General features: G+C 34.4%; 15 protein-coding genes and 1 pseudogene. 3 read left to right on the top strand and 13 right to left on the bottom strand.

All coding sequences use genetic code 11. The features are described from left to right. Window positions 1-265 precede the first annotated feature (265 nt). From ASE55_RS20400 to ASE55_RS18355, 10 genes and pseudogenes are all read right to left on the bottom strand, one after another. Window positions 266-418: a hypothetical protein gene (locus ASE55_RS20400; protein WP_157844672.1), complete on the bottom strand. Its 153-nt coding sequence runs from the start codon at window positions 416-418 to the stop codon at window positions 266-268. A 339-nt stretch (window positions 419-757) separates the two neighbouring features. After that, window positions 758-1,108 (bottom strand): Crp/Fnr family transcriptional regulator, encoded by a 351-nt coding sequence (locus ASE55_RS18400; RefSeq protein ID WP_056223164.1) that lies wholly within the window; start codon window positions 1,106-1,108, stop codon window positions 758-760. Then, window positions 1,109-1,177: pseudogene (locus ASE55_RS20980) on the bottom strand (hypothetical protein); the annotation flags it as partial. Further along, window positions 1,174-1,485, bottom strand: a complete 312-nt coding sequence (locus ASE55_RS20700; protein WP_056223162.1) for a cyclic nucleotide-binding domain-containing protein — start codon at window positions 1,483-1,485, stop codon at window positions 1,174-1,176. The gene ASE55_RS20700 and the pseudogene ASE55_RS20980, both read right to left, overlap by 4 nt. 752 nt (window positions 1,486-2,237) lie before the next feature. Continuing rightward, the gene (locus tag ASE55_RS18390; protein WP_202967119.1) at window positions 2,238-3,200 is read right to left on the bottom strand and encodes a beta-1,6-N-acetylglucosaminyltransferase; all 963 of its coding nucleotides are present in this window, start codon (window positions 3,198-3,200) and stop codon (window positions 2,238-2,240) included. Window positions 3,201-4,056: 856 nt separating this feature from the next. Further along, window positions 4,057-5,232: an NUMOD4 domain-containing protein gene (locus ASE55_RS18380; protein WP_056223158.1), complete on the bottom strand. Its 1,176-nt coding sequence runs from the start codon at window positions 5,230-5,232 to the stop codon at window positions 4,057-4,059. Between the two features lie 488 nt (window positions 5,233-5,720). Continuing rightward, the gene (locus tag ASE55_RS18370; RefSeq protein WP_056223154.1) at window positions 5,721-6,317 is read right to left on the bottom strand and encodes a Crp/Fnr family transcriptional regulator; all 597 of its coding nucleotides are present in this window, start codon (window positions 6,315-6,317) and stop codon (window positions 5,721-5,723) included. Between the two features lie 300 nt (window positions 6,318-6,617). After that, entirely contained in the window at window positions 6,618-7,265 is a 648-nt protein-coding gene (locus ASE55_RS18365) for a hypothetical protein (protein WP_056223153.1), read from the bottom strand. A 13-nt stretch (window positions 7,266-7,278) separates the two neighbouring features. Beyond that, window positions 7,279-7,917, bottom strand: a complete 639-nt coding sequence (locus tag ASE55_RS18360; RefSeq protein WP_056223150.1) for a hypothetical protein — start codon at window positions 7,915-7,917, stop codon at window positions 7,279-7,281. A 9-nt stretch (window positions 7,918-7,926) separates the two neighbouring features. Continuing rightward, on the bottom strand, window positions 7,927-8,541 hold the full coding sequence (locus ASE55_RS18355) for a hypothetical protein (RefSeq protein WP_056223148.1): 615 nt from the start codon (window positions 8,539-8,541) through the stop codon (window positions 7,927-7,929). A 315-nt stretch (window positions 8,542-8,856) separates the two neighbouring features. On the opposite strand from ASE55_RS18355, the gene ASE55_RS18350 reads away from it, so the two are divergent. The 3 genes from ASE55_RS18350 (at window position 8,857) to ASE55_RS18340 (ending at window position 10,719) form a co-directional block, all read left to right on the top strand. After that, window positions 8,857-9,195: a delta-60 repeat domain-containing protein gene (locus tag ASE55_RS18350; RefSeq protein WP_056223146.1), complete on the top strand. Its 339-nt coding sequence runs from the start codon at window positions 8,857-8,859 to the stop codon at window positions 9,193-9,195. Window positions 9,196-9,336: 141 nt separating this feature from the next. Beyond that, a complete protein-coding gene (locus tag ASE55_RS18345; RefSeq protein ID WP_056223144.1) occupies window positions 9,337-9,906 on the top strand; it encodes a Crp/Fnr family transcriptional regulator in 570 nt (189 codons plus the stop codon). A 78-nt stretch (window positions 9,907-9,984) separates the two neighbouring features. Next, on the top strand, window positions 9,985-10,719 hold the full coding sequence (locus ASE55_RS18340) for an SDR family NAD(P)-dependent oxidoreductase (RefSeq protein WP_056223142.1): 735 nt from the start codon (window positions 9,985-9,987) through the stop codon (window positions 10,717-10,719). An 88-nt stretch (window positions 10,720-10,807) separates the two neighbouring features. On the opposite strand, the gene ASE55_RS20395 is transcribed toward ASE55_RS18340, so the two are convergent. From ASE55_RS20395 to ASE55_RS18330, 3 genes are all read right to left on the bottom strand, one after another. Further along, a complete protein-coding gene (locus ASE55_RS20395; protein ID WP_157844671.1) occupies window positions 10,808-10,957 on the bottom strand; it encodes a hypothetical protein in 150 nt (49 codons plus the stop codon). Between the two features lie 357 nt (window positions 10,958-11,314). Then, the gene (locus ASE55_RS18335; protein ID WP_082474660.1) at window positions 11,315-12,889 is read right to left on the bottom strand and encodes a T9SS type A sorting domain-containing protein; all 1,575 of its coding nucleotides are present in this window, start codon (window positions 12,887-12,889) and stop codon (window positions 11,315-11,317) included. Window positions 12,890-13,956: 1,067 nt separating this feature from the next. Continuing rightward, the gene (locus tag ASE55_RS18330; protein WP_056223138.1) at window positions 13,957-14,280 is read right to left on the bottom strand and encodes a hypothetical protein; all 324 of its coding nucleotides are present in this window, start codon (window positions 14,278-14,280) and stop codon (window positions 13,957-13,959) included. Window positions 14,281-14,402 lie beyond the last annotated feature (122 nt).

The following is a 14,402-nucleotide window of genomic DNA, read 5'->3' as shown; positions in this document are numbered from 1 at the left end:
TCACGAAAGAATAAGACTTAATCTAAAAGGAAAGAGTCCGGTACAGTACCGAACTCTTTCCTATCAAAATATTATTTAATTTTGTCTAAACTTTTGGGTGCAGTCTAAAATGAGGGATCATTATTAGTTGACTCTAACGTCGCAAGATCTGCTCGTACAATAGCTTCCTGTTTGATGATAGCAGCAAATGTAATCGTTACTGGGACAATGCGATCCTCCACAAGCTGGTCCTGTTGGATCTGTTGGCTCTATACCTACGCCAGTACTACCACCTACACCTCCCGCTGCGAAAGTTGATTTTAATTTTTCTCTCGTTAATTTTTTCATAGTAATTGTTTTCTATACCTACGCCAGTACTACCACCTACACCTCCCGCTGCGAAAGTTGATTTTAATTTTTCTCTCGTTAATTTTTTCATAGTAATTGTTTTAAATTCGATCTTAAAGATAGGAACAATTCTCTAATAATTTATTTAACATAAAAATAAAAACTAAAATATAGTTTGAGCTGTCGCCGTACTTTCTCCAGCTCGTTGTGCTTTTTCAGTAGTTTTCTTTATCCCATTTTGACTTTATGAAGGTAGCGTTTTTTGAGACTTCAATTATATAGATTATATAACTAATATATTTAATTTGTTTTATTTTATTACTGTCCATAGTAATACTCCAAGCATTCAGCAATTCAAAAAAATAAATACAGCCATTAATTGTTTTTTAAGATTAAGCTTGCTCAAGCTCTACTTTTAAATTCAGATTGGTTAATAAAAAATTTTCCCTCTTATTATTTTAAGAATGCCTGCATGTTCCATTTTTTTGAAGGTTCTAATCACAGTTTCTATACGCAGGCCTGTCAGTGAAGCAATGTCCTTTCTGGTATACGGGATTTTACAGCAGTATTGTTCCTGCTGATGATGGGTATCCTTTACAAAGTTTAGTATGGTCAGGAGCCTGCCAGCAGCGTTATCATACAGCAGGCTGTTTAAAAAAATAGAGTTGAAACGCATCCGTTCTGCTATATGCTGAAAAAGCTTTAACTGAATTTCGAAATCAGCTTTCAGCAGCTTAAAAAGTACCGCGCGCTCCAGCCGCAGGACTGTACAGTCTTCCATCGCAACTGCAGCTAAAGGGTAATGATACGCAGAGAACAGGAAAATTTCCCCTACACACTCCCCCTTCAGGTGCAGGCTCTGGATAAACTCCCTGTTTCCCGTCTGGAGGTTCGTAAGCTTAATCTTTCCATAGCAACTGCAGCTAAAGGGTAATGATACGCAGAGAACAGGAAAATTTCCCCTACACACTCCCCCTTCAGGTGCAGGCTCTGGATAAACTCCCTGTTTCCCGTCTGGAGGTTCGTAAGCTTAATCTTTCCTTTTCGTATCTGGTAATAATTGGCAGGAACACTATTATCTTTAAAAAGCAATTCATTTTTTTTAAGTTCAATAATGTCACCTCCAAAAGCGATCAGTAAATCTTCTTCTATAAACATGATGTCSCATTAAAAATTCACACAAACATCGTATACCTATATAGTATAAAGTGTATATCAACCGGACAAAACATTGNAGGAACACTATTATCTTTAAAAAGCAATTCATTTTTTTTAAGTTCAATAATGTCACCTCCAAAAGCGATCAGTAAATCTTCTTCTATAAACATGATGTCCCATTAAAAATTCACACAAACATCGTATACCTATATAGTATAAAGTGTAGGAGTGTTGATTTTGCCTGGTCAAAGCAGGTAAATACGAATTTACTTTTTAAATAGATCCCTGCTTATGACGTCGGTCACAGAAGATCAGTAATTTTTTATGATTTAGTAAGAAAGACGTGATTTATGAAAATATCCTGGTATAGCATTAGACCAGAATGCTTCTTTTATGATTTTCTTTCTGATCGTTCTTTGAGATTATGAATAATCGGTATGATTAATTCTTACTTCCCCTTAATACGTAATTAGCCGTATGTAATGAAAGTTTCGAAATATGGATATCCCATTGAGGATCATTTTGATTCACGACCATCAAATTTCTGTCTGATAAATTAAATTTTTCTACAAAACAATAATAGAGTAATTTACTTATCACAATGAAATTAATCATTGTATTAATACTTTTTATTCATTTGTTAGAGGTGCCAAAAATAGATTAAGGAAAATAAAAATCATCGTTAGCAACATCAGAGGTAAATATTTGATACTGTTCACGATGATCTTGTAAGTTTTTTAATAAAGCTGTGCCTAATTTAAATGATTAAAAATAATAGGGACACTTTTTATATCAGCTAATTTAACTACTGATTTTAAGGGTTCATCATAATTTTTTTTAATATAACCGATGATTTGGCCATCCACTTGATCATCGAACTTTCTGGCAAAAAGATGATCTCCTTTCTGAAGAAAGCCAAGATCAGATGTTGTAAAGGTCTTGGGGCGCAGTTTGATATCACCGTCAGGAATCCAGATGATAGCCCTTTTATCATCATTAATGAGTGTGCCTTTGAATGAGGTATTCATCAAAACCGTCTGAAAAAAGGATTCATCGGCAATCAGTGTATTAAGATAATAGTCCTCAAACTTCTTTACTTCAGGACTGTTGATCATGAATTCATAACAATTCCGGGTGAGGATCATCCATTGTCCACCGATATAAGGAACCACATCTTTCATAAAATCTCTTTTATGAGTTTTTTCTGAGATTTTATCTTCCTGCTCCTCAAAATAGTTTTCAATCCTATTCATGGTTTCGGGCCTGCTTTCTTCCTGATTGGCAATCTTAATATAGTTTCTACCATAATTTTCAGACAAAAAAGATTTAATAACATTCTGTGATTTTAATGGAAAATCTTGTCCGCTAAGATTGATAAAATAATCCCACTTTGTATTCATCTCCAGCAGGTATTTTATTCCATCCAATTCAGCCTGCACCATACTATAACCACCCCATGTTACATTTTCGCTGTCAAGGATATGTACATTAGGATATGACTTTAAGAAGCTCCTGACTTCCTCTCCAATTTTCTGGCTTGCCTTTTTGTCAATATGGATAAGATAAAAGTTGGTAGACTCATAAATAGCCTTGAAAAGTCTTTTAAATTGATCCGGCAAACGATGCACTAAGATCAGATAGGCAATCCTGATCGATTCTGGAGATCGCACGCCCATGCTATGTCCGTCGCTCTCGCTCAGATAAACATCTTTCATTTTATATTATTTAAAAATTACAAATGTTTACAACTTATTTCATAAAGTATTAATATTCATTTCTATAAATATACGAAAAATAAAATAGTTTTATTGTAAATTATAAAATTACGATTCTGACTTCACGTTGAAAACTACTGTCTATTCTTTTGCACGTAGAACTGCAATTTCCTTTTGTAGCTCTTCATTCTTATATAAGATCAGCTGTTTAAAAAAATAAAGTTGAAATGCATCCGTTCTGCTATATACTGAAAAAGCTTTAGCTGAATTTCGAAATCAGCTTTCAGCAGCTTAAAAAGTGCCCCGCGCTCCAGCCTCAGGACCGTACAATCTTCCATCGCAACTGCAATTAAAGGGTAATGTTACGCAGAGAACAGAAAAATTTCCCCTACACACTCCCCTCTTCAGGTGCAGGCTCTGGATAAACTCCCTGTTTCCCGCCTGGAGATTCGTAAGCTTAATCTTTCCTTTTCGTATCTGGTAATAATTGGCAGGAACACTATTATTTTTAAGAAGCAATTCATTTTTTTAAGTTCAATAATGTCACCTCCAAAAGCGATCAGTAAATCTTCTTCTATAAACATGATGTCCCATTAAAAATTCACACAAACATCGTATACGAATATAGTATAAAGTGTTGGAGTGTTGATTTTGCCTGGTCAGAGCAGGTAAATACGAATTTACTTTTTAAATAGATACCCCCCTTATGACGCCGGTCACAGAAGATCAGCAATTTGTTATGATTTAGTAAGAAAGACGTGATTTATGAAAATATCCTGGTATAGCATTAGACCAGAATGCTTCTTTTATGGTTTTCTTTCTGATCGTTCTTTGAGATTATGAATAATCGGTATGATTAATTCTTACTTCCCCTTAATACGTAATTAGCCGTATGCAATGAAAGTTTCGAAATATGGATATCCCATTGAGGATCATTTTGATTCACAACCATCAAATTTCTATCTGATAAATCAAATTTTTCTACAAAACAATAATAGAGTAATTTACTTATTACAATCCTGACATATTTTCTGTCATTATTTAATGTACATGATAGAGAGTACGTTTTTCCACTATTATTAATCAATTTCTGAGATAATATTTTTTCCTGCAAAAACAAAGGCTTCTCTCTCGAAATCCAACCACTTAATCGTTTTACCCGACCTTTATTAGATAAGAGAAATCGAGGTTCAAAACCGGGAATTGGAATTGGAACCCAATACTCTCCGGGAAGATTTTTAATTGATAAGTTAAAACAGGAAGGAGGATTATTTTTGTCAATAATGGGCTTACCAAGTTTTTTCCAAAGATACTTATTAAGTAAACTATGTAAGGTATCTGAAGACTGGACCATATAAAAATCCTCTTTTACGGGAGGGTGATCTTGCAAAAACCATCGAAAGCTTCCAGACGTTAAAATGATCTTGTTTATAACGTCCATAATACTTTCACAAGCAATACCCAATTTTTCTTCTACTGAATATATACTTTCAAAGTCAGCAATAAATTCTCCTTTTACAGTATACTGACTGACAGGCTTCATATAATCAACATGCACATTTCTTGACCGATCCTTGAGAAAGGTAATAAGACGTTTCTCTTTGGCTGAAATTTTCTTTAAATTACTGCTATGTTTATTAAATACGTTATTATCCTTATATGAAATCACAAATGAACGATCCCCGATATCAAACTCTTCAACAAAATGATAATATACCAAACGTGCGACAGATCTTGTATACTTACGGCCTTCCAGAGATAATCCGCAGTGCACATTGTAAATATCGGCTTTAAGATAATTATTATACTGTTTGGTAAAAAGCAACTTTAGGATTTTTTCGCAAACCCAGTGTTCTACTCCAGATGATGTATGAGTAAGACGATTCAGACTCTTTACCCTTCCATAATTGGATATTTCATAATTTTCAAAACCTTCAATGGGCTTCCATTGTTCATCCGGAAGGTTTTCTAAGGAACAGTTATAGAGAACTCCTTTTACATATTGATCCTCTAATTCAATTGGCAGCTTCATAAATTAAAAATTATAAAGTACTCCATGTTGGTATATTTCTTCATATTTTATAGATTAATAGATCATAATCCGAGGACTGGATACTATTTACCTATTATAGTATTGAAATAATTCATTATATTCAGATTTAGGCTTTTTTAAATTATTCCTGGGTTAGACAGTAATTTCCTCCGTATTATTGCTTGCTTCAGCAGTAACTGAATATGATAATGAAATTGTAAAAAATTCATCCTTTTCAGAAAATCTTTATATTCAGAATAAAATAAGAGATTCTGTAATTAATCACTTTTCCAGAAAAGAAACTGATATATAATTTTTTCGTATACATGCCTGATAAACGATGCGAAAGAATATAAACGAGCTGCTTTTCCCCTGTACGGTCCGTTATGCTGACTTTATAAAATGCTTCTATTTCAGCTTTAATAAGATCCGAAAAATCGTCTTTACACATAAGCGTATGAATTTTTATTAATAGGTTAATATTTTATCTAATAGTAAATTTTTCTATTTTCGATCTTAATAATTTGATTGATCTCCATCTTTTTAAAAGCCCGGATAACTGTTTCAACCCGCAAGCCTGTAAATGAAGCTAATTCCTGCCTTGTAAAAGGCACTTCAAAGGAAAATTTTGTAGTGTTCTGACTAAAACTTTTGTAATACCCCATAATACCTTTAAGACGGGTTTCAGGATTTAACGATGCATTATTCTGAAGCATAATAATATTTTGATATAACCTGCCGGCAAAAAAAACATTGATATCTCCGGAAATTACAGGATGTTCGTCCAGTAGTTTATTAAAATTAATTTTCGAAAGTTTTAGAACTGTGCTGTTTTTAAGAGCAACAGCGCTAACGGGGTAATTGTAATCAATAAAAAGCAATAACTCACAGACACTTTGGCCCTCTGTTAAGATTGACTGAATAAATTCTTTTCCGTCTTCATTATTGTGAAATAGTTTGACTCTGCCTTTGAGGATCTGATAATAGTTCTTCGGTAAATCCCCCTCAAGGAAAATAAATTCCTGTTTTTGAAAGCTTTGTGCAACTGCCCCGTACAGATATAATAATTCTTCATTAATTAACATTTTGAAAGTATTTATGAATAATGAACTTTAGCAAGACAGTCTGTTAAAAGTAGAATCCAACATTATAACATATTAATAGCCAATGCATTTTGGACCACAATTAAATCACAGGTGCTTTAAATTTTCGGTATAAAAGAACACCGATATAATATAAATACCTGTCTTAAATAGAGAATGGATGTATTTAATTTTCATTTGATTTCTGACCAATTTCTAAATCTGTACAACGTTAACCTTCAAAATGAAGCTTTGAACTGATTTCATATTGATTTTTTACGGAAAGTCATAAACTATAATAAATTAAGGCAGAACAGGCACGGGCGCAGAGCCGTTACCGGAGGTATTGCCGTTCATATTATAGGTTATAGGCATATTTACCGTAGTAAGCATATCTCTTCTGTAAATGCTGACACTTAATCTTATATCCAGTTTAAGATTGAATACCCTACCGTTGTTGGGCGTAAATTTTATATGCCATATACCATTCTGTATAAAAGACCTTGCAGAATACAGGGGAACATAATGATTTAAAGTTCCCGGCTGGGTAAGGCTAACTACAGAATTATCATTCTCTCCCCTTACAATAAACCCTCCTATCACCATGTAGTAATCCGTTGCTGATACACCTGTATTGAAATCATTAAGACCTCCCGGATTAACGTTTCTCAGATAATATACCGCACTGTTAATGGCACTAAAGGCAGAAGTTGCCGGTACATATCTCTTGATAACCTTATCATTATTGTCTCTAACCAAAAGATAAGCATCATAAGAACTACCGGTATAGGTACCGGGATTTTCCATGTAAAGGTTTCCGCTCAGTTTTAAATTCCCATTAACTTCCAGTGTATGCGTTGGGGTACTAGTCCCGATACCTACCCCATTGATCTGTGCACTGATAGAAGAGCAGTTAAATATAATTCCTATTAAGATTAAAATATTTTTCATAATGTATTGTTTTTTAGATTCCGCTTGGAGCTGCAGGAGCTGCACCTGAATTTGAGCCCTGAAGATCGTATGTAACGATTCCCAGATCTTTGTAAAACCTTTTGGAATAAATAATAATATCGAAATTATAATTGTACCGGTCCGAGGTATTCTCTGTATTAAGGGTAGGATATGCGATATTCAGATGCCAGTTCGTTCCGGATTCAAAAATGCTCAACGTAAAATGTCCCCTGTCGGTATTGGTGACAGGATTGGCAACCGGAGAATAGATTCCGTTATTTCCTGAATTAGGTATAGCCTCAAAGTTGGCGATCTTCACAAAATATTTATCGGTAGGAATATTAAGATTGAGATCATTAAGATCATCACGGTATATATTAGTAATCGAATAAGGCTGTATAGTCAAAGGGGTATATAGATTCCCAACAGATAAGACCTCTCCGCCGACTATAGAGGATAAAGGATCTGTTCCTAAAATAGTAAACCCCGCCGGATTGTTTACATAGTCGGTAGGACTGATGGTAACCGACTGCCCAATTGCCACACTTCCGGCAACTTCAAGTTTTTCAACAGGGGAAGCTACCCCGATCCCGACCTGGGATGAGTATCTTGCTGCTGATAAAAAGGCAAGGATAAGAATATATTTTTTCATATTTTATTATTATTGAAGAATTGGTGATGTATCAGTACCGGAGGCGGCATTATTAAGGTCAAATGGCCCATGTTCCGGAAATATTTTCACATAGGTTTTCGGGTACACTGCGCATACAATGTTCCACGTGCCGTTAGTAGTGGTATTTATATCAGAATAGTCAGCATAAATAATCCATTCGCTCGTGGAAGGATTATTTTTTACGCCATAAGTTGGAACTGCAATGGCAGATCCGATCAGGTCACGGTCAAAATAAGCGGACAGTACCATTAAAGAATAATTGCTGGAATTTATCCTGGTATTGAAGCCTTCTACCCAGTCACGGTTGACATTGGTCAATCTAAAAGTAATTAAACTGGCAATTCCCGGAGCGTTTGCCTGCACGGGATTAATTCTTTTCACCGTATTGTCTGTTGCACTGTGGATTAGAAGAAGATAACGGTCCTTCTGTGCAGCAGTAATAGCAGGCGTTGTACCGCTGATAATTTTACCGGATCTGTAAGTTCCCGCCACATCTGTCTTAACGCGCGGGGTCTTAGTATTAATCCCTACATTCCCTGTTTGAGCGTGCGAAAATGCACAAAAGAAGGAGATTGGAATAATGAATAATTTTGTTTTTGTCATTAGTTTTTATTAATTTTTTATTAACACTTAATTGTGTCAGGCGATAAATGTACACCTTTTCAGAATACATAATTATGTATAATCTACTGATTTTCAGTATTTTATTTCACCACTACTGGATGTTAACATTACTTAATAATTTCTTTCTTAACCGCAAAGTGCCTTCAGATCGGCATTTTCTTCAATTTGCTATAGGTGATATTTATTTTCATTTTTAAAATCATTGCTCTTTTTAATAAATATTATAGAATTAGTTCTATAGCATGTAATGAAGTTCTTTAATATCTATTCTTTGGTGTTATTCTAATCCTATCTGTGGTAAACGGGAAAGCATATGCACAGACCAGCGGGAGCCTGAATGCTTCATCTGTCATTGGAGCCGGATCTGATAATATGGTTATGGCTATCGCTATACAGCCGGACGGGAAAATTGTAGCCGGGGGCTGGCTTACAACGTATAAAGGAATTACCTGCAAGCGGATTTTGCGTCTGAACACTGACGGCAGTTTCGATACTTCCTTCAGTATCGGAGCAGGCTTTGATGGAGCAGTGTATAACATTGCCTTGCAGGCGGACGGCAAGATTGTTATGGGAGGGGATTTTACCACTTTTTACGGTGTTCCTGAGGATGGTATTGCCATACAGGCTGACTGAAAAATTCTGTTTGGGGAACCTTTCTGAGCTATAATGGCACAGGACGGAGATGTATGGCCCGCCTGAATATAATAATAGTAGAATTAAATTATTATGGATCTGTACATTTTATCGTTTTTTGAGATTTGATAACTTTGCAAAATGAGTGAATTTATAAATTTCCTGTTAGAATTTGGAAATCTCAGCCAGCAACAAATTGAATTAATCAAAGATAAATCAAAAAATTTAGAACTTGAAAAAGGTGACTATTTTTGGGAAACAGGAAAAAATTCAAAACACGTTGGGTTTGTTAGAGAGGGAATCCTGCGGGTTTATTACGACAACGATAAGGGAGATGAGATCACACATTACTTTGTGGAAGAGAATCATTGGCTTTCAGACTGGGATAATCCCGATAAAAGTTCCACTCCTATCGCAAATCTCCAAGCCATTACAAACTGTTCGTTCATTGTTTTTTCAAAGAAAGACTGGAACGGGTTATTACAATCTGTTGCCGGATTAAGTGACATCATTCAAAAAATAATTATCAGACATAAATCGGAAAAATTGGAAAGAAGGAGTTCTCTCATTGCAAGAAATACTACCGACCGATATTTGTCTTTCATGGAACATTATCCAAATATGGTCAACCGTATCCCTTTGTCTTACGTAGCATCTTATTTGGGAATGAAACAGCCATCCTTAAGCAGAGTGAGAAAAAGTATCCGTTAATCACTTTTTCACAAATGTGAAAAGATTCTATTTTTTGTTAAATCAACTTTGTAATGTTAAACTTTTAAATTAAAAAAAATGAAAAAAGTATTCATTACAGGAGCCAATAAAGGAATTGGTTTCGCTACCGCGAAGCAACTTCTTCAAAAAGGATTTTATGTGTATCTCGGGTGTCGAAGTGAGCATCGGGGCTTAGAGGCGTTGGAGCAATTAAAATCAGAGGGGTTATCACACTGTGAAATTGTACCAATTGATATTACCGATGATGAGTCTGTAAAAGATGCCCGAATCAGGCTTGGTAAAAAGACAGAAAGATTGGATGTGTTGATCAATAATGTCGGCATTACCGGAAGTATACCACAAGATGCTCTCAATGCCACAATTTCAGAGTTTGAAAAAGTTTTAAATACCAATCTATACGGAACCTTAAGAGTCGTTCAGTCTTTTACAGACCTATTGGAAAAATCAGAGGAACCACACATTATTAATATCAGTTCAAGTATTGGATCACTGACACTCCACGGCGACACGAAATGGAAATATTACGAAAATGCCAATTTTTTTATGGTCTATGCCGTATCCAAAGCTGCACTGAATATGTATTCAATTTCTCTTGGCAATCAACTCCCGAAGTTCCGGGTTCATCTGATTGATCCGGGATTTATAAAAACTGACCTTACCAATAATCAAGGCACCGGTACGCCTGATGAAGCAGCGACTACGATTGTTCATACCGTTCTAAATAAAAACATACCTTCAAAAAAGTTTATAAGTAAAGACCATGATTCTGAAACCCAAGAATGTCCGTGGTAAGAGAATAGATAATGTTACAGTAATAAAAAATAATCCCGGCTGGCGTCGGGATTATTTTTAAGAATTTCATCTATATCGTTTCGATATCCTAATCACCTTTTTTATGATTATGCGGTTTTAGCGAAGTCTTGTTTTTGGGTGTTTCCTTATTATCTCTCTGGCGTTGATCTAACTTATCAGTAGATTCCGCAACTTTTTTCGGACCTGGTTTAATTCCCATAGCTAATAAATTTAACATTAATAATATGTTGTAAATAAATCATATTTAGTGCCAAATTATGTTTTGAGATTGGAACCGGTGTTTTGTTTCAATAATTTTAGTATCAATTGGATATTTATAAATCTATGTATTTATAGTTCACTATCCAATTCATATGTTTCATCGTTTTTTAAGATTATTTCCTTTCTTGATTTTATGGTTATAATTTTTTCATATAACATAAACTGATGTTTAATTTCTCATAACATTTTCTTTTAGGATTTTAAAAATACGTGTATTACTTCAAAACGAAAAAGTCCTCTAAAATTTAGAGAACTTTTTATTTGAACTTTATTTTAAAGAATCAACGATATCAACATCCCCGATTTTAAATTATCAGTTTTTAATAAACTTAGAACTGTACGTTTCTTTTGTATTTTTCACCTGGATAACATAGTTTCCAGATATGAGCTCAGAAACATCAATGCCTTTTTTCCCGTCTACATTGTCTCTTGATAGTACCAGTTTCCCGTTCATATCATAGATCAATACATTTCCTTCAGTATTGAATTTAAGAATATCCTTTACAGGATTAGGGTAGCATAATAAATCCTGCTGAACAGGAGTAACTTCTTTAGTACCTAAGGCGGAATTGTTTTTAAACTTTACGACAGCAGTTTTAATAGAATAAGTGCTGGCAGTTCTAAGATTTACACTTACATAGATTTCTGTCATATCAGAATTAGTTCCTGCTTCTATAAAGGGTTCATCAGCTGTAGGATCAATATCAAATACAACATAACCATTTGTTCCAAATGTGCTGTCTAAAGTACCATTGGAATTAAAACGGGCCAACATTATTTCTTTATCCTGCTCCAGATTAGTCGTAGAATTTATATAGGTAGCATTCCCTACCAATAAAATCTTACCATCCGGCTGTATGAACATTCTTCGAAAATTAGTTTTGTATGCGGTTATCGATGAAAAAGCTGCAGAAACATTCAGATACCCTGTAAAATTGCTGTTGCCAAAAGAATAGTCTAAGTTGCCATACTTATCTGTTTTATAGATCCGGTAATAGTATAATGAAGCTCCGGTGTTATAGTTATTGTCTACAGCCAGTGTATAAATGTTATCCTGTGCATCCATATCATAATCTACACCGGCATTGCTGCCAGAGCTTGAGCCCTGAGAAGCAGTAAAATTAAAACTGCTATATAGAGTGCCCTGAGGATAATACTTTGTTACAAATGCCTTTGAACCCTGTAAATGGCTCACCCCTGAATTATTATTGATTCTGGCAAAACCTCCACCCACAAAGTAATCTCCGTCAGAAGATTTAAAGATTTTTGAGACACCTGTAGTAATATGGATTCCTGTTCCTCCCGATGCTGCAGGGGTGTACACCGGTGAAATTGTAAAGCCATTTGTTCCAGTTTGATTTTTCAAAATTATAACTCCACGGCCTCCCATGTAATACCCGTCACTTGCCAGAATGAAAAAGGAGTCACTGTTGTTATTTTTGGAAAGATGAACACGCGGGCTTTCTATACAGGGCGAGGGAAAGCACCCTGAATTAGTAAAATCAACATTATTAGCTGTCGAAGTACCAAAAGTAGTGTCTGTACTGCCGTCAGCATTTAATCTTTTCACTCTGGAAGTATATGCCGTGTAGTTTTCCCGTGTTAACAATTTTCCATTAGGGTAGAGATGTATGCTGTTGTAAGGGTTTGGGTTTGAAATAATTCCCATATTGCCAAAAGCAGTATCTAATGTACCGTTATTCATTAGCTTTTTTATCTGGTTGTTAATCATTAAAAAGACTTTGCCATCATTTGTGACCTGGATATTTGGGTTGCCACCCGGTGCATCATAACGAACTCCGTTAGTGCCAAAAGTTAAATCAATTTGCCCGTTTTGTCCATAGAAAAGGCCTGCTGAAAATAAAGATAGTAATAGTAAATTTCTCATAGATTATGTATAATTTAAATTTTCCCAGTTATTATTTTGCAAAAATATGAAAAATTTTAAACAGAATAATTACTTCAAAAGAAGTAATTTTCAGGAAAAAGCTATAGGACAAAGTGGATAAGTAAAAATCTGTTTATGGAAATGTAGCTTAGGTAAAGTATATATTATAATTATTCACAATTTATCTGATGGATTCCAGCGGCAATAAATAGAAATCAAAAAACATTTTCGTAAAAAATTATGCATCCGGATCATCAAAGAAAATAAAATTATGCAGAAAGACTTCTCTTTCAGACAAAGATGCTTAAGAGTTTCAATACTTAAAACTCCCCTATTGGTTTAATACCCCCAGTCTATTTCCTCTTTACATTCCAGAGCATTATATTTTAAATATATTTTTGCTTGAAGAAAATTTAGATTGTCTTAGAATTTTTTACGTTCCCCGTGTTGCTAAGCTACACACCATTTATAACAAATAGTAGCCGGTATAAGTAAAAACTGCTCTCCCCTTATAGTATTATATGTTTTAATTAGTTGTTATATCATTTTAAAAATTGTTTTATTGTTTATTGCTTTGGTTCGTAAAAATGGTTCCGGAAGCAGCTAGCCAACCGTAGATCCGGAATGATTTGTCGAACTAAACCTTTTCAGGATATTGCGCCAGGATCAATTCTTAGTTCGTAAAACGAAAAGCTGCAGAAGATCCCGGGACCTTTTTTTACAAAGTATAAAATATGCCGCCAATGTACCAGGATTAATTCTTAACAGTCGGAAAAAACATCTGGCATCATGCAAGGCAAAGTACGATGAAAACTTAAGAGTATCAACAGGATGGATACATCTAAGACCACAAGTCCTACTTATAAATTGAAAAAAACTGATGACAAACAATTTTAATCGTTTTTTGAGAGTTTAATATCAACTAAAAAGTGTGTTACGGAATGCCTGTTTTTTATTAGACTTCAATTATATCACAAACTTTTCACTCTTCTGTTGGCAGATTCAAATTAAACTTTTCTATTGTCAAAAATTCAAATCTAGGTAAATAGTTTTTAGGTAATGTTCTATTATTTCAGCACTTCAAGTTTATTGTAGACAAAAATTTTGGCTGGTTTTGACTCTCCTTTATTTTTAAAAACTTTTGGAACACCTTTTTCAGATTTAAATTTACCTTCTAAATAAACTTTAAACGGTAATGTTTTACCATCCCAAAGTTTATCTACGTCTGGAATTTTTTCGTTTTCTCTTTCCAAATAGATTTTTTCTTTTTCGCTTTCTACTTTCCATTGCGCACAAGGACAAGAAATAGCGGAATATGATGCAATTATTTTTTTCTGTCCATTACCTGCTGATAGAAAAATGAAAGTTATAATTGTTAAGAAGTTATTCATTATTACTATTATTAATTAACTATTTTAATCGTTTTTTGAGAGTTTAATATCAACTAAAAAGTGTGTTACGGAATGCCTGTTTTTTATTAGACTTCAATTATATCACAAACTTTTCACTCTTC

This window comes from Chryseobacterium sp. Leaf201 (genome assembly GCF_001421435.1).
Lineage (GTDB): Bacteria > Bacteroidota > Bacteroidia > Flavobacteriales > Weeksellaceae > Chryseobacterium.
The sequence above is the reverse complement of the archived record's forward strand: the minus strand, read 5'-3'. Positions and strand labels throughout refer to the sequence as shown.